Annotated in this window: 14 protein-coding genes; all 14 read right to left on the bottom strand. The window is 52.0% G+C overall.

Going from position 1 to position 17,129, the window contains the following annotated elements; translation table 11 throughout:
* Positions 1-112: 112 nt before the first annotated feature.
* Complete coding sequence (locus GTH24_RS20825; RefSeq protein WP_000983283.1) at positions 113-1,120, bottom strand: TraU family protein; 1,008 nt, start codon at positions 1,118-1,120, stop codon at positions 113-115.
* On the bottom strand, positions 1,117-1,788 hold the full coding sequence (locus GTH24_RS20820; protein ID WP_001337754.1) for an EAL domain-containing protein: 672 nt from the start codon (positions 1,786-1,788) through the stop codon (positions 1,117-1,119). Before GTH24_RS20820 ends, GTH24_RS20825 begins: the two co-directional genes overlap by 4 nt.
* Positions 1,785-3,050, bottom strand: a complete 1,266-nt coding sequence (locus tag GTH24_RS20815; RefSeq protein ID WP_000621288.1) for a TrbC family F-type conjugative pilus assembly protein — start codon at positions 3,048-3,050, stop codon at positions 1,785-1,787. Before GTH24_RS20815 ends, GTH24_RS20820 begins: the two co-directional genes overlap by 4 nt.
* Positions 3,013-3,543 carry a S26 family signal peptidase gene (locus GTH24_RS20810; protein WP_001010738.1) on the bottom strand — a complete coding sequence of 177 codons (531 nt, stop codon included), beginning with the start codon at positions 3,541-3,543 and terminating at the stop codon, positions 3,013-3,015. Before GTH24_RS20810 ends, GTH24_RS20815 begins: the two co-directional genes overlap by 38 nt.
* On the bottom strand, positions 3,540-3,857 hold the full coding sequence (locus tag GTH24_RS20805; RefSeq protein ID WP_000351984.1) for a hypothetical protein: 318 nt from the start codon (positions 3,855-3,857) through the stop codon (positions 3,540-3,542). The genes GTH24_RS20810 and GTH24_RS20805 overlap by 4 nt, the downstream gene beginning before the upstream one ends.
* A gap of 14 nt (positions 3,858-3,871) precedes the next feature.
* Positions 3,872-6,319, bottom strand: coding sequence for a type IV secretion system protein TraC (gene traC / locus GTH24_RS20800; protein WP_000637386.1), 2,448 nt, complete (start codon positions 6,317-6,319; stop codon positions 3,872-3,874).
* Positions 6,316-7,023 carry a DsbC family protein gene (locus tag GTH24_RS20795; protein ID WP_001259347.1) on the bottom strand — a complete coding sequence of 236 codons (708 nt, stop codon included), beginning with the start codon at positions 7,021-7,023 and terminating at the stop codon, positions 6,316-6,318. Before GTH24_RS20795 ends, traC begins: the two co-directional genes overlap by 4 nt.
* A 148-nt stretch (positions 7,024-7,171) precedes the next feature.
* Positions 7,172-12,703, bottom strand: a complete 5,532-nt coding sequence (locus tag GTH24_RS20790; RefSeq protein ID WP_000606833.1) for an Ig-like domain-containing protein — start codon at positions 12,701-12,703, stop codon at positions 7,172-7,174.
* A 200-nt stretch (positions 12,704-12,903) separates the two neighbouring features.
* Positions 12,904-13,221: a TraA family conjugative transfer protein gene (gene traA, locus GTH24_RS20785; RefSeq protein WP_064754699.1), complete on the bottom strand. Its 318-nt coding sequence runs from the start codon at positions 13,219-13,221 to the stop codon at positions 12,904-12,906.
* Positions 13,222-13,299: 78 nt separating this feature from the next.
* Positions 13,300-13,878, bottom strand: a complete 579-nt coding sequence (traV, locus tag GTH24_RS20780; protein WP_000793435.1) for a type IV conjugative transfer system lipoprotein TraV — start codon at positions 13,876-13,878, stop codon at positions 13,300-13,302.
* Entirely contained in the window at positions 13,875-15,188 is a 1,314-nt protein-coding gene (locus GTH24_RS20775; RefSeq protein ID WP_024131605.1) for a TraB/VirB10 family protein, read from the bottom strand. The genes traV and GTH24_RS20775 overlap by 4 nt, the downstream gene beginning before the upstream one ends.
* A complete protein-coding gene (locus tag GTH24_RS20770) occupies positions 15,188-16,105 on the bottom strand; it encodes a TraK domain-containing protein (RefSeq protein ID WP_000794249.1) in 918 nt (305 codons plus the stop codon). Before GTH24_RS20770 ends, GTH24_RS20775 begins: the two co-directional genes overlap by 1 nt.
* Positions 16,089-16,715 (bottom strand): TraE/TraK family type IV conjugative transfer system protein, encoded by a 627-nt coding sequence (locus tag GTH24_RS20765; RefSeq protein ID WP_001049716.1) that lies wholly within the window; start codon positions 16,713-16,715, stop codon positions 16,089-16,091. Before GTH24_RS20765 ends, GTH24_RS20770 begins: the two co-directional genes overlap by 17 nt.
* Positions 16,712-16,993: a type IV conjugative transfer system protein TraL gene (gene traL / locus GTH24_RS20760; RefSeq protein ID WP_000805625.1), complete on the bottom strand. Its 282-nt coding sequence runs from the start codon at positions 16,991-16,993 to the stop codon at positions 16,712-16,714. Before traL ends, GTH24_RS20765 begins: the two co-directional genes overlap by 4 nt.
* Positions 16,994-17,129 lie beyond the last annotated feature (136 nt).

The raw sequence follows: 17,129 nt of genomic DNA, 5'->3' as shown, positions 1-17,129 counted from the left end.
GTTCTCCATTTCAACCTTCCCATGCTATCTGAGAAGACAAGGGCCACCTGTACGTGTAGTGGCCCTTTTGGGGCATAATCTAAAATGCCCGTGCAAATTCGTTAGGGTCTGCTCAATTGTTACAGCAATCATTCCATCGCCAGATGGTGTAAATAGGGTCTTGCCCAATTGCCGGTATAGTTCGCGCCAGACCCCACGTAAGAGTGGATTCGCCAATTACGTGAGATGAGTTTGTCTCTGGAACCGGATGCAATAGCGTGAATTTGTACTGCGTTTTGGGTAGTGTTGGGCTAATAACACCTCTACACATAGCCTCAGAACCCATTGTCTTCCACGCTAACCCCCGGCGATGCAAAGCAGCCAGAACCCTTGTGCTAAGAAGACTGCTATCGCGGATAACACCTTTTCCACCATTCTGGTTGCCACTAAATGGATACAGGGTGCCCCATGAACCAGCACACCAGAAAAGCTGTTTTAAAGGTTTTCCAGCGGTTGATGAGACAGCATCAGCAGTACACGCAGCCGCCGCAATTGGGTTTGCTACTGCCGCCGCCTCTGGATTGGTAAAAAAAGCGAGCTCATCATTGTTCCAGGTCGGGTCGAGCTCCGACATGTACATGATGTCGAGATCCATATACCCATCAGCATTACAGGTCTGCTTAATAAATAAATCGAGCATCACCAACAGAGGAAACGCATAGTAGTGATAGTGCATAAAAGAACCATCACCACCATCCATGTCTCCCATGCCATGATGCCCTTGGTTAGTCCTATCAAACGGGAACCTGACACCATTCAAGACAGATGAGCAGCCAGGCACTCTCTGAAATTCAACAAGCCGTGCTGGCTCCCACATAGAAGTGGTGACTCCAGGCCGAGGGACCCCTAGATTATCCTCGCACATACACAGAGGGTTGCTTACGGCTTCACTCGGGAATGATCCGCCTCCACCACTTATAGGAACCCCTGCTACTTTGATGGGAAAAATACAGCTCCAGCAGATGTCAGTAATCAGTTTTCCGCCGATTACTTCCGCATTCTGGCACCCAGGGTCAGCCGATACCGAACGAACCCAAAAGACCGCGCTAACGGCAATGACCCGTAGAATTTTTTGCATCATGGTAAGGCCTTTACGTAATTCAAGTGTTTCTCCATGACAGCAGGCTTCCCGTGATAGAAACCTTGTTGCCATGACAGTCCAAGTAATTTGGCGCTCTCCCCCAATGGGAAGCTCTCCACCTGCTCAGCAATGAGCTGTATGCCTTTTCGGCGGCAGTGGAGGATGGCCGAGTAGTCTTCAAGCGACCGCAGTCTTCTCGCGTCAAACTTGCAATAGTGCCAGTCATAACGACTCAGGCGCTCCAGCGAAGAGTTTTTGTCTCCATAGTCATCCAGCGCCAGCTCAACCCCTATTTCGGTAAGAGCCTCCCATCTCAATGCGAGAGAGGCATCCTGAATGCCCTCGGTAATCTCGATGACAAGCCGTGATGAGTGATTCTTAGCAATGTCGCGGACAACCCTCCACCACGCTTTGAAAATGACGTCTGATTGCAAAGTATGTTCAGAGACATTCAGAAAAAGAGCTGGGTACAGATCCAAGCAATAATGAAGGTTGTCCTGAATGAACCGTGCCATCTCCATATCCACCAGCCCCCAATAAGGAGGTGATGACAGAGAGGATGGTGTAAGAACCCGGCCTTCGTCGTACCAACGAGCCAGTACCTCAGCAGCGACAAACGAACCTGTGCCGACGTCTTTAATTGGTTGGAAAGCCGGGGCAAAAATCATTCACCGCCCTCCTCAGCAAGTTCGCGGACAACAAACTTCTTGCCTCTGGCAGTAATGACGCTCGGTGTGTGCTCCAGCTCGAACCGGGTAATCAGATCTGGCGTCAGCAGATATACCGGCGCGTCAAAGTTGTCGGTGACACTCTTGTAGGAATCCCAGCCTTTGTCTTTGTCGAACTCTGTGGCGATATAGGTAATCCGTTGTACGCCAGGTTCCTGCTTAATTTCAGGCAGCTTCTTGGCGAGCAGCTCCATTTGCTTTTTGTCCAGCGGGTCGAAAACTACGACCGCTTGGGTAAATGGCCGCGTTCCAGGCTTGCAAACTTCCTTCGGATCGCACAATGGGTTGATCACGTCACCCGCGTGAGCGAACACAGTGCCATCCGGAGTGCTGATGTCACTGGTGATCATGACGCTAGGGTCAATTTCTCGTGTTCGAGATTTTGGCGCTCTGGGCAGCTCATTGAAATTCTGCTTGGTCCAGAAGCGCTCTATAGCCTGTTTCTTCTTCTCTTCCCAGTCGATATTGGCAAGGCGTTTCTTGGCAACATCAATAAGGTCTGGCTCACTGATTTTCTCCACCGGCCCCTTAACGCCGAGATCGCCTTTTTCTCCGTTATCCACTTCCCGAGCCAACCATACCGGGTCGGACAACCCGGAGACCTGGGCGACGACGTTTGGTTGTTCGCCAGGCAGCGGCTCATCCTCCAGCATCACAATCGTGGGAACGGCTGTGATGTTGTACGTTTTGAACAACGTAGGGTTGATGATGATGTTCGGCACTGGGTCTTTTTTGGCCGCGAGCGCCTGAATAGCTTTAACTCCCTGCCCCAAGTTCATTCCTTCCGGGATGCCACGGAACACAATTACAGAATCAGGCTGGCCTGACACCGCCGTTAGGACGTCATCTAACCCCTGTTCGCCAAGAGACAACGAGGCGAAAACCAGTATCCGATGGTCAGAGTAGATACCCTTTTCAGCCTGTTTCCGGTGCATCTCCTTGAGCGTTGGGTTAGTAGTTTGGAGCTGCTTGAAAAATGCCTTGGCTTCGGCCTGAGCCTCGTCCATGTGTTGGTTTTGCAACAGAGATGGCATTTCCATCTTCTGGGCCTTTTGGGCAATTTGCTTTCCTTTCTCAATAAGCGCCTTATCCTGCTCTGTGAGCGGAGACTCTTGAGCGTATGCCCCGCCAGCCACAGAGAATATCAACGCCACCAGAACGCTCTTAGAACAGGGGATATGCGCGGCCAATGATCTGATCATTTTTCACAGTCCCCCAGTAACGTGAGTCGAAGCTGAATGGGCTTTTGCCCATAAACCAGTAGTTATTCTCTTTCAGCGTGGTCTTGCCGTAAAAGTGGCTCTCTGGCAGATGTAGTTTCCCTGCGAGCTGGAGCCCCTCTCCGACGACATCACCATTGACGGTGATCTTCCACTTATCGTTGATCTCGACTTTATCCCCCGGCATACCGGTGAGGATTTTGACCATGCGAGTCCCGTCCTTGTAGAAAGGCTGCATGTTCTTGGCTTGGAAGGCGTAAACAGCTCCCCTCTCCAGAGTTTGGTCGTTCAGATCAATGAGGAAGAAGGTGTAACCCGGCAGGCACTTCTCCTGTTGTGGATCAATGCCAATACGGTAGCGGCTGGCAAAGGCCGCACCAGCAGCCCAAAGAACCAGTAGTGTCACACCGGCCTTAACCCCGAAGCGCTTCCAGGATTCCTTTTTGACGAAATACTTCTTGAGTGGAAAATTCATTTCAGCACCTCATCAGGGAGGTACACGTCACTTGGAGCACCGACGACAGCACTTGCGTCAAGGACCAAATAACCTGCGTCTTTCAACTTCAAAATTGCGTCATTGGTCTTGACCATCAGTCTTTCAACTTCCTCCTGAGAGGCACCAGCGGGATACGCCGACGCCACTTTAGCGAAGTCAACCACGACCACTGGCGGGGTTTGATTCAAACGCTGATGGATGCTTGCCGTTTGTTCGCTCATCACGTAGTAGCTACCGCCGAAGCCACCAGCGGCACCGAGAATGGCGGCGATTGCGATTGATTTAATGTCCATTACTGTCTCCCTGGTTATGCAGCCTGCTGACGGCTTCGCATCACGGCCTTGATTGCCTCAGGAATGCTCATGCCTTGTTTCACAAACTGGTCGATGGCGTTAACGTCCACCGGATCGGTCGAATAAAGCAGCTTCTGGAAGTCGCCCACTATCAAGCGTCCGACGCCCATGCCGCTCTTCGATTTGATAAAGATTTCTGAGTACACGCCCTGGATGGTGTGTACCGTCTTGAGGGTGTGGAACCCGCCCTCTGAAAGGGTCAGACGACCGCTACGTTTAACAGATTCCACGGTTTCTTCGGTTTGGCCGAGCAAGTACATGCTGGCCGAGTTCTCCGCGATGGCGCGGCCCACTGCGTTCTCATAGAGGTCGTTGATGGACTGCGTTGCAATGACAACGGAGCCACCGTACTTACGGAATTTGCGGTAGGCATGTTCCATGAAGACCGAGACCTCGCCCTCTTTGAGCAGGTCCCAGGCCTCATCCACGATGACGACTTTCTTGCGGTTACGTTCACCCAGGAATACTTCTTGCTGGATCTGGTAAATAAGCTGGAGCAGTACAACCTGACGCAAGTGCTTACGCCCTTGCAGTTCATCGAGCTCCAGTACAGTGAACTGGTTCTGGAAGCTGACGTTGTTCTTGCGAGAGAAGTATTTCCCGTAGCTACCTTTCGACGTAAAGGCGTAGAGCTGCTGACCAATATCCTTGAGGCGCTGGTCGTTTTCTTCTTCCAGACAGCGCTCAGCGATGTCGTCAACCTTCATCTCTTTACCTTTCTCTTCCCACAGGCGAGAAAGGACCTGTTTCAGCGCAGAGATTTGCCATTCATCCAGCAAGCCTTTGGCCGACGCCATTGCACAAACGAGGCTGACAATCGCGTCTTCTTCGTCCTCGTAGTTCTGTATGAGCTCGAACGGGTTGAGGCAGACGTGCGTTCCTTCTTCAAAGTGAACGAAGTCGCCATTGAGCATTTCCGACAGCTTCTGGTAGGACTTACCGGCATCAATAACCCAGACCTGAGCACCCTCGGACAAGTAGGAAAAAATCAGTTCGTTGGTAAGGAACGATTTACCCGAGCCGGATTCGGCTGCGATCACCAGGTTTTTGTTGGTATTACTGTCGTGAAGAGACAGACTCATGAGCTGGCCGTTGCGGGAAATCAGCGCTGCATGATAGGTCCCGGTCCCCTTCCATTCCCCAAACACCGGCAGGACCACAGCCGCCTGCTCGGTTGTCATGGTCTTGTAGCGGAATAGGTCTCGCACTGCATCCCGGTCTGTACAGAATGGCAGGCAGTTGAGGAACATCGGCAGAGCAACGAACTTATCCTCCATCAGCTCGAACCGAGATTCACGCCAGATGTTTCGTGCGGCCATCGCCGCCGCTTCAACACGTTCTTTGGTTGGAGCAAATAAAACCACCGAGTAGGTGATCTTGACTGGCTTAGCCCCCTCTTTCATGGACTCATAGAGAGTGTCGAAGCTCTCCTTTTTGTCCGCCAGCACCGGCACGAATTTGAGCATCGGCCCGTAGGCTTGGTTTACAGTGAACTGGCGTTTGCGCTCCAGAGTGTTTTTCGTGCTTTCTGCCTCAGGGAAAAACACATTGGTCACAACCATGTAGTTTTCTTTGATGCTGGAGTTGCCGCCGCTGAGATCCCCGGCATAGGTCAACGCATCACCAAAGTAGAAAACGTCAGGCAGCTTTTTCGCTGACATGACTTTCGCGTGGTAGTCCCCCAGCCTGATGCCGTTCTTGCTGACTTCCACATCAGTGCCGTAATCGAAGATTTGCTCGCAGATGGGCTTATCCATCTCCCAATCCACAGAGTCATGTCGCCATGAAGCATCCGGCCCCCAATTCAGGATGGTGCTCATGATCCGGATGTAGTTCACCGCCGTCATTGTGCGGGGACGCAGACCAACGGTTTGAAGCGATGATTCGACCTTCGTGCGAAGCTGTGCGAGCTGCTGGAGTTCGCTTTCAGTCGGGTTATTGTTCTTGATGGGGACTTTGCACGTAACGAACAGCTTGAGGTCTTGGATCAAGCCATTGTCGTAGATACCTTTGTTGGTCTTGGCAAATATGCGTTCTGTCGTGTGGTGCTGGAGGAAGTTAATCCGTTCCTTGATGACAGATGTCAGCAGCTCGTGACGGAAGCCATCACGCAACCCCATCATCCGGTACATCTCCTGATTGATGTCCGGGGAGCGGAACAGAACAAACTGGAGCGTAGTCTTCGACGGGAACTCCTGATTCAGGAAACCGTTCATTCGCTCCTGAACTTTTTCATCGGCACCACACAGGGGCTCACACATGAAACCAAAGCCTGCACTGTGGTCATCCATAAGGAAGACATGATCGTCTTCGTCATAGGCCAGGACAGGAATAATCCCGGCAGCTCGCAAGTGCTCCGGGATCAACGTTTCTTCGAGTTTCTTTTTGATGGTTACGATCATTCAACACTCTCCAACCATGATTTCAGGTTCTTCGGACGTCCTTTGCTGACACGACCATCCGGAGCAACCACGAACGGAACGCCCTCAATCCCAATGAAATGAGCTGTCAGCAGCGTTTGATCGTATTGGCCGGGGTCGCAGGTTTCTTTTGAAGGAAGGGAACCCAAGGTGTTGTTCATCAGCGCATCGAGCGCGTGGGTTTTGTCTTTCGCGCAGTACAAGTTCTTTGCCAAGCGGTTGGACTCAGCACCCAGAGCAGGAATCACGATAAATTTAAAGGTGTAATCATCCACCAGCGATTTGGCATCACCCATGAGCTGATGGCAAACCGCGCATCTAGGATCGACAAAGACCACCACCTCTTTGTCACCACGCCCCATCGAAACGGTGTTCAGCGTGTCCACATCCATGCCCATGCTCTTGAAGTGGATACGCTCCGCTACATCCCTCATTTGGGACATCGTGTTGAGGGGCTTCTTGCTCCACAGGTCGTAGATTTGTCCTGAAATAACAAATCGCCCGTTTTCAGAGAGGAACATGATCTGCCCATCACTTTGGACGGCTCGAACCCCTTTGATGGGTAGCTCTACGATGTCCTCTATCTTCGCCGCTCTGGGATCGGTGATTTCCAATTTCGATGACGCATGAGCCGTGCCGGTAATAATCCCGAACACCATCAGCGCCCCGAGTAATTTTGTCCGCATGTCTATCCCCTAAGATTGGATTACTGGATGCTGGGCAGTGTATCCGGGGGAGGGAAATAGACTCGCCTCTGTAATAGCCCAATTTGGACAATTCCAGCGCGATACAAAAAAAAGCCCGGTCTGAACCGGGCTTTGAGAGGAATGAACCTTAGTTCATGGTAACAGCTTCGGATTTGCCACCAGAGTCATCGACCCCAACCAGAGAGATGGTCGGCATCGTTTCATAGGTGCCCTTGCTGATAGTCACTCGATCAGAGCTGATGCTCTGCAACTCACCGGCAATGGTCCATTCGTAGGACTTCATGCGGCCATCGGTATCTTCGCAGTTCGCATAAACGATCCACGACCCAACGGTCTCTCGTGAGCTCAGGCTACATGCAGGCAACTTGTTCTCTGCCACATTGATGTTCACCTCGCCCTCAGCTTCATGCCCCATTTCTGAGGTTATTTTCAGCTTGATGCTGTGCTCACCAGCGCCCAGAGTTGCTCTGCCGTAGTAACCGCTGCTTTCCAACGGCGTACCATCTACCGAGTAGACGCGAGTCGAAATACGGTCGCGTGGGTGGCCGCCAGAAATGTACGGTCGCAACAGCACATCCAGAGGCTCACGCTCGTATTTGTTCGAGCCAGAGTATTGCAGGTCGATAGCATAGGGCTCTGCCTGGCCGATCTTGAGCGGTTGCTCGATCACGGTTTCATGGCCGCGAGCATCACGGACAGTCACCTTGATGTTGTAATCGCCCGGCTCATTGATCACAAAGGACCGGACAATATCCTGCCGCTGATCCTGAATCACTGCGCCTTCCGGCAACTCCCACTCGTAGGTCGGTTCTTCCAGCTTGCCGTTGAAGGCAATTGGCCGCACTGACGCGGTGATCGTCGCAGGAGCCACGTCAGCGTTCTTCCTGACCTGCATTCCGAAGCTCGGCCATACATACTGCCACACGCGGGAGCGTAGGCTATGCGAGGCTTCTGCACCCTGATCTCGGTATCCTTCGATCCAGGTGGTGTACTTCGTTTCTACAGTAGCCTGGTTGAGGTCAGTGTCCGAAGGCACGTACTCAGCAGTATCACCCTGCACAATTGAGCCATCAGGCAGCGTGAAGAACCCGTTCAGCTTCACGTCCATCCCACGGTAAGGCAGGCTGGTTTCGGCTTTGAACACATACTTCTTACCGGTCTCAATGACTCGCGGCCCTGTCACGTAAGGACGGGGGGCCTTCACTGCTCGGAAGTCAACTGCCGTTTTCGCAACTTCATAGGCATAGCCGTCATCAGCCGGTGCAGTGGCAGAGCGCACACGAGCCCACAGGCGGTATCGGGTTTCTTCATCGCTCGAAAGCGTGATGCTATCCCCTGTCTGCGCGTAGGTTTTGCCACCGTCAGTAGACCACTCAACAATGGCATTGCCACCGGAGATTGGCTCATCGTTCAACGTCAGGTTCGCTGTGTACTTGCCTTCACTTCCGACAAACAACGTGGTCGGGCCGATAACAGCAATATCAGGTTTGTCGTAAGCGACAACACTGACCGCTTCGGTGTACTTTTCCGCACCTGAGTTGACGTTCACCACCTTGGCCCGAACCTGGTACTCCCCCTTGTCGAAGGTCTTCACAAGCTGATACTTGTATCGATCTTCTGGGATGAACTGCTCCCAGGTTTTACCGTCGTCCTTACTGGTTTCCCACACAACCTGGCCGGTAGCCCGGAGATCCTGACGGTCGTCCAAAGATAGCTTGAACACAGCAGTGAACGGAGCTTCACCAGACAACTTGCGAGCCTCCACGCCAGCACCGATGGCACCACCACGAAGCACTGTCAAGAAGGCAGGTCTGATAGACAACTCTGTGCGGTTGTAACCCTCAACAGGGCTTTCCAGAACAGCCTCAGCAGCGATACGGACGGAGGAAGTATCCACACCAGACAGGTCTACTGAGAACTGAGCTTCACCGTTCGATGCTTCCGCATAATCAGTGAGCGCAACCGTCTCGTTGTAGGCCTTTTGCTGGATCAGGCGTACTTTCCACACCCCCATCGTGTTAGCGTCATAGTCACCATCAGGTTTGTACTGATCACGGATGAGAACCCTAACCGGCAATGCCTGGGTGTCAATCGCGGTATCACCTTTAACTTCAACGATAGGACGGATACTGTCAGAAGGTGCAGAGATAGCCCGGTAGACAACCTCAGTCTTCACATCAGGCACCTTGTTGTAGGCCGCGTTCACCTTGTAGGTGGTCTCCTCCCACAACGCTCGCTCATCGGTATTGATGCGGCGATACACCTTATTGGTGGCACCCCATCCCGGAGTGAAGGTCTCAGACTCAAGAACATCAGAGTTGCGCGATATGGCAATATCCAGATCAGCTCGTTCAGAGTTGATAATGGCATCACCCAGGTAGTTACCTGTCATCGGCACCAAGTAGATGTTGTCTTTGAAGTTGTAGTCGGAGGCTAGTTCAACGGTCGGAGCTGGTGGGTCAACCGCTTCGACATTGAAAGTCTCGTCGTTCAACGTCACCCGAGTGCCGTTACGGGTGAAAATACTTACCCGCCACCCCAGAGGGTGATCACCGTTCTCGGCCAGGGAACCTGACAACGAAGGAGATTCCGATAACGGGTCTTGGACCAGTCCATCGGGGATCTGCTGCCACTCGAACAGACAGGTGCGGCTTGCACTGCCAACAGCTTTGTTCGCGGCCTCGTTTTTCGCACGGTCAGCACTGAGAGTGATTGAACAATCAGGACCTTTGCTCTGCTTGAAGTTCACATCAAAGTCTTCAATGACGCGATTCACCTGAGCAATGTCATCAATCGGGGTGTAACCAACAGAGCCATAGGCAGTAGTTACCGTCAGGTTCTGAGAGCCAGACCCAACTTTTACCTTGGAACCGTCACCACTGAACAGGTACAGGCTGTATTCGACAGGTTGTTCACCAATGCTCACAGCCTGCCCCACCAGCCCGGCAACTTTCATCCCGTTGTTGTCCTGCGTAGTTTGTTCAGCCTCATCCGGAGTTCTGTCCCATTGGAGCAAACACACCGGGTCACGAATTGGGTCTGCGGCCATAGCCACATCCTCTTTCGTGGTGAACCGGCAAGGCACACCCGACTCTGGCAGGGCATAGATTTTCACCGGGTCAATAACCTGGCGAATTGTCCATGATTCAGCCGAGAGCTTGGCCGTCCCTTTCCAGGTATTGATGTCCACAACCAAGATGGGTGAGTTCGGCGCGGAGGTCATGACAAGAAGACTGGAAGAGCCGACCACATCAGGAACAGCCGGTTTAACCGGAATGCTCAAACGACCACCTGACGCACCGAAATCATGTTGGCTCATGATCCCCATTGTCTGGCCCGGCTCGATACGCACCCCATTCACCACCAGCGGCACTTTCGCATCAGAACGGAGGGTCGCAAACACGTCGTATGAACCTGTCACGACAGCACCATCACTGAGCGTCAGCGGCTTGGTCTCGATGATCCGCTTGCCATCTGCATGAACAAATTCATGAGTGACAGCGGGGACCATAACCTTGCCATCCATCCCATCCGCCAGCATCACCTGACGCGGTTTGTACTCGAAGCCAACCGCCTTTTGAACCGCGTTGCCTTGTGCGTCCTCACCGGAAACAGTCAGCGTGTAAGATTCCCCTTCCTTCAAAGACGGGAACATTACCGGGTACTCAAGGCGGAATCGACCTTTCGACTCCTCACGCCAAGACAACTGCACCTTGTCATCGGCTGGGCCTCCGACGAGGGCAATAGAGGTCAGCTTAGGACTCGGGTCGGCAGTATCAGTCAAGGTGATTACAACATCATCCAAAGACTGGATTGGTGCTCCATCACTGATCGATACGGTTAGTGTCGGCGCTGAATTATCTATGCTCATAGCATATTGGGAGCCAGTGAATACCTGCTTAACCTCATTACCGAAAGCATCTTTAGCTACGAGAGATATGCCGGTATATGTGCCCTCTGACAGATTCTCAGCAGAAAATGTGAAAAACCAATCATTTGTGCTACTACGAAGAACTTCAGTACGAGACAACGGACGTTCTTCGCCAGTCGAGGTTATCGCAGACGCACTTGAGTTGTTAGAAATAACCCACTGGTTAACACCCCAACCGTCAAATGAATCAGGCTCACGGAAATGAGCTTTAAAAATCCGCCCATTTCGTTCTAACCCAGCAATTTCAGGAGGGTTAAGGTCATAGCAGAACGTTGCCCCAATCCGATCAGACGGAAGTTCAGGCTTCCCTTCCGGTCGAGACCAATATCCAGGCCATGAACATGAGCGCCCACTGAACGATATATCCGTATCCACTTCTGCATAAGAAGCATTTGCCGGAATTTTAGTAGTAGGCAACCAAGATCCCCATAACTCCTGAGCGTAAGGTCTCGGCTCAACATGAAATCTCAGTTTTTTATAATGGTTAACTGAGCTCATATTAATGGTTTCACCGCGGACCCACTGACCATCATCCCTAAGATATTCAACATACTTACCGATGGGAGCCAAGCTAACCGATGGATCAGCTTTCACACTGACGGATGTATTACCAAGAGAGTTCATAACCCAGTCGTAAATAATAAACGACTTAGTTTTTGTCCCATGTTGCTGGAATACATCAGCTTGCGTCTGCCGATAATCATATGTACCGTCTTCGGCAATGATATTGCCTTCAATACAGTTTTTATAATCACACCAGTTACCGCTTTGAGCACCGTAAGGTGAAGAAGGATAGGAGTTTGTTTTGGGTATCCGGTAGAGCACCCTGTAGGTATCGGAATAAATGGTCATTCCGTTCTGATAAGGCGCAAAACCTGATAGGGCCTGACCATTAACCTTAAAAGTTGAGGCCTGCGGGTTCTTAGGGTCATACACTGCTACTGGCTCAGGATTCTCTCCAGACTTTGCACCTACTGAATCCCAAGCAATAGGATAGGCTATTGACCCTTTGTTCCCTGCTTTATCCAGGGCCTCGAAATGAAGCGTATATAGATCCTCCCCATTAGGGAACACAGTGCTCCAGTTCAACAACTGGCCTTGGCCGTTGGCGTAATTAACCGAGACAACAGGACTCCTCTTGCCTTTGCTATCTACAGCATACGCCTGTATAGAGGAAACCGAAGAACCGGCATCAGATGCAGACACATCTATACCTGAAAATCGGTTAGGACCTCGCAGTAGCGTTCCATCAGAAAGCGCCCGGTTCCATTCCCCTTTTACTGTCACGTTTGCCAAACTTGGCGCTGTCGTATCGACTTGAAGCGGGTATTCATCAGTCTGAACGGAACTTCCGTCTGACGCCAGTATTTCGGCCCTTAGTTTGTAGACTCCCTCGGAAGGAGCCGGTAGTTGAAGTTCCGCACCATAGTAGGATTTTCCACCCACTGTGATGCGATCAGTAGCCCCAAGAAGGTGGCTGGTCGCTGTCGAAACCACTGTTCCATCCGACCGAATCACCGAAATCTTTACCTTTCGGTCGATACCGGCACTCAAGGCAAACGAGATATTGCCCGTTGGGTTGGCATAGTTGGCATTCGGAGTCAGAGACCGTTGCGTACCATCTGGAGCCTTAAAGGTGTATTCCAGCAGCTCTGCATGAGCAGCACCAGCGGTAAGAACCGCCAGAGCCCCAAGCATCGCCGGAATTTTAGGCTTGAAATTGATCATCGCATTCTCCATTCGTTTTGAGTTACAAGAACCCAATGCTGGAGGTTACGGGAGGGAGTGCATAAACATGGGCTGTGGAAGTGCCCTTTTTGAGCAAATAAGGAAATAGTTGGAATTTGTTATGACTGGACTTTTTGCCAAAAAATAAGGGCAGCTTTTAGGCTGCCCCTATCACCCGTTGATTAACGGCAAGGTGTCTTTTACACCCCCAGGCCATTGCTGAGTTGCACAACAGCCGGGATGACCTTCTCTGCATGTTCCAGAGTAGCAGACATGATGGATTCCACTACGGTCGGGGAGTTGTACAGGCCCATACCGCCACCGATACCCATAGCGAAAGCCATGAGGCTCTGGCGAGCGATACCACCAACAACACCGACCAGGATCATCGCACCCGCAACGATTCGACCCAAAGTACCTTGGGTCCAATCCTTGAGAGTTACCCATACGTCGTCAAACGCTGTACCACCAGTACCAGCGTGGGCCTGATCCGGCACGAGCAGGAAGGCTACCACCATCAACCCCAGGAAGAGGAAGAGTGCGTTGTTTTTACTTGAGGCATTCGCCAACTGATTTGCGTTCATCAAGAACATCTCCTATTTGGTTGTTTCAGACTTCGGTTCGTGTTGTACCGTTTGCAGCGGTCTCAAAACTGGCTCACTTTGCGGTGTGCCATCCCCAATCACCCACCTGCGCGGTTCGATTTCGGTATAGACATACCCTGTCACGATGAGATCACCATTGGTGTCCTCCCAGGGAGCTACCCAAATCCGCATAACCTGTGCTGGTGTACGAATTGGAATCGGGCGATCCGGAAGACGCGGTGCGACATAGTTGTCAATCACCGGGTCTCCGGAGCTAGATGAGTTCGCTGAAACGTTTGAGGAACCTTCGCCATCCGCTTCCGCTTTGGCCTCGACTTCCTCTGGTTTCATTGGGCGCGGGACATTTCCGTCATTGGTTGCGGCGTAAACGTCTCGCGCTGACATACACTGAACACCATTCGGCATTCCCGGACAGCTATACTCATCCTTGCCGATGTTGAACGTCGAACAGCCCGACAAAATAAGTAGCGCTGCACCCACCCCCAACATCTTTGCGGATCTTACTGCCTGTTCCTTTTGAGCCTCGCCTCTGGAACTGCCCTTTCTGGTCAAAATGTTCAAATTTTTCATTTCTTGGTTCCCCCGGTGGAACGAATTTGTAGCTTGGTTCCTTTGGTCACGATGATGTCTACCTGACGGCCAGCATCGACCTCGATAACGGGGAAGATGCCTTCGGCCATGTCGATATAGAACTGAGCGATGCGATCTAGCGCCTTACTGGCCCCCTTCACTGCTGCTCCCTGCAACATCTGGTCGGAGAACACAGACTGGTACTGGGTATTTGAGCCAGGGTTAGTGCTGACGACCGGCACAGGATTGACGTCAAAGGCTTCGGAAACGCCACCAAGGAAGCCTGCCATCAAGCTCTTGGCGATGATTTGCCCCTGCTTCGATACGACGCGACCACGGACACCGGCCTTACCGTCTTCACCCACTGCATAGGAATCCAGCTTCGCTTCTATGACCCCCCCATCATCCCGAACGCACGAGAAGGTCTCGCCACGCAGGTACGCTCGCTCTGAACTGAGATCTCCATAGCCTGAAACAATCAGGAAGCACTCACGAACATCCGCACGGAAGCGGTTAGGCAAAATAGCCTCTTTCTGAATCCTGAGGGTCGAAGGGAACGGATCTCGACGAGCACCTTGAGATGTTGGTGCGTCCATACCGTTGATGAGCACCCCTGTCAGGATGGAGCCAGAAGGTAGGTAGATAGACTCATCATCCTTGTTGTCCTTCTCTTCAACTTCTGGCGCTTTCTGCGAGTAGCTCACTATTTGGATGCCTGGTTTAGTTGCATCACGACCGTCTCCCTTGCCAGTTGCAGGAGCCCCACCCTTCGAGTCAGGAAGCGGTGCGTCCCGAAAAAAGGATGCTGGATCTTTGTAGTCGAGCTTTTTCTCCATGAACTGACCATCACCACCAGATGCACCATTAACATCGGCTCTGGCATCCTCTGATGAAGAGGATGTTTTTCCACCAGCAGCGCCGGTTTCGACTTTCTTAGCCAATTCCATGTTCTTCTGGGTCAGGCGGTCCAAATCTTGACGAAGGCGGGTCATCTCACGGCCAACATCACTGGATTTCCCGGCAGTGGTTTTGGTTTCCTCCAGCTCTTTCTTGACTCGTTCCAGCTCCTTTTTCAGGTCGGAGTTTTCACGAGACACCATCTTCACATCGGCAGACAACGAATCTATCCCGATCTCACGGGTGTTTTTGTCTGTGAGAACGTGCTTGATGGTTTCTTGGCGACCGCGCTTCTCTTCTTTCTTGGGTTCACCAGAGAACATTGTCACGACCGCAAAAAGAACGAAGACGCCGCCAGCGATAGACACCCAACGCTTCTTGTTGGGGTCTAACTGTGTCCAAAATCGCTTAATCATTGGGCACCTCCCAGCAGCGATGGACGCTTAGACGTTGGTGCGAGACCACGCTTCTGCTTCTTCGCCACATAGATCTCCGTCTTCTGGCCGGGCTCAAGCACGTTAAGCGGCCACGTAGTCACCGCAGCCACATCCCAGCTCCCACACAACGCCTCTTTGAACTCAATAGGCTGATCAGAGACGTTCAGGGCGACACCGATGAACACGTTAAGGTGGTGGCCCATCATGTATTGCCCCTTGCTAAAATCCACCTTTACCCCAGGATGAGCGCAGCTCGGCACCGCAGCACCAGCAGGGATGCGGTTCAACGTGTAACCTTGAGGGACTTCACCAAGAGCAATCTTTCGGAATACTGACCGGATGGTTTCGACATAAGGCTGGCTCTGTTCCCAGGTCTCAGCCTTGGTATTGGCAAAAGCACCAGTGATACCTACACCACCATCGAGCTTGAGAAAGACTTCTCTGGGCGGAATACGACGGGGAACCATCGTCAGGCTGAGAGCTTGGGCTTCCGAGCCTTTTTCAGTAATGAACATAGTCACCGGATACTGCTTATCCGTGGCGACATAGACCACATTCTCTTTGATGCAGACCTCACCACACTGGCCGTTATCCGTCGCCCCGGTCAGAGATGTTGAAACGATCTCAGGATTGCTGAAAGGCGTGACGATTCGGTTCGGATGACCAACGGCTATCGGGATGATCTGGTTAACCCCCGGCTTCATCGTCAGTAAGGGGTTTTCATTCATGCTGCCCACAACCTCATGGGAGCTTTGTCCTGACGTCACAGGGGCAGGAACATCCTTTTTCATAACACTGGCCGGGACAACAGGAATGTCATCCGAGGCATAGGCCATTGAAGTTCCAAGCGCCAAGGACAGCGCCAGGAGCGAAAGTTTAGCGTTGTTCTTCATGCTTTCTCCGGTTTTCTTCTTTGCGCTGGAGTTGCTCCAAAACAGTTTTGGTGCGTGGCTTTCCTACATAGGTGTCGATGTAGTCCAGCACGGGCGCGTAGTTTGAAATCTTGATGGCGAACTCGTAGGAGCGTTCGCTACGCTCTTCGTTAGAAGAAGCCCCTTTGACGTAGGAATATCCGTAGACAAACACCTTGTCGCTCTTGGGCTCGTACTCAACAAAACGCGGCTCAAACCGCATGGTTACGCGGTCGTTCTTGATCTGTTGAGCTTGAATTTCGATGGCATCAATCACGTCCTGATAGATGCTCGGGGAGAGAAGCGGGGTGATCCGTTCTTTCACAAAGTCAACGGTTCCTGGCGTCACATTGCCAAGGAGCTGAGCAAAAGCGAAACCCCAAGCCTCTTTATAGGACTGAGAGGCGTTATTTTTCGTCACCCAGGCTTCTTCCGTGAGCGTGAAAGGCTGGATAGTGACGATGGTTTCCTTGCTGAATACTTGGACCACCAGCAGGAAAACGATAGCAATAAGACCACCCTGGAAGATTCGTCCCCACTTATTTTCTGTTTGGGTCCCTTCCCAGGTCTTGAGATACTTTTTCAGGTTCAAGGCAAATACCTCCGGACAAACGGATTCTTGAGAGATTTGGCCTTGGTCATGATGAACCCGGCCCAGTAGATCATGTGGAGCAGGTATCCATCCGGATGGTTATCCCTGAATCGGCGATAAAGGTTGGTTACAAGTAACCCCCCCAGAAAGCAGATCAGGGCCTTACCGATGATGACCCCTATCGTTAGCCCCAAAAGCATCGGGGCCAACTCATCTGCGCTCCACAACAGCAGATGCGGGGGCTCATCGACCCGGCGCGGTATCTTTACAGGCTTCATAGCAACCCTCTTCTTTTCCTAGTGGCCTGTATTCTCATTCAGGGTCACTGATTTTCTGCCACGGCTTCGCGCCCTTTTCGGGCACTTCCAGCGACAAATAAAAAAAGGCGGCCTAAGCCGCCTTTTTTGCGTTTAC

It is taken from the genome of Proteus vulgaris (assembly GCF_011045815.1).
Taxonomy (GTDB): Bacteria; Pseudomonadota; Gammaproteobacteria; order Enterobacterales; family Enterobacteriaceae; genus Proteus; species Proteus vulgaris_B.
This window is presented reverse-complemented; position numbering and strand designations above follow the sequence as displayed.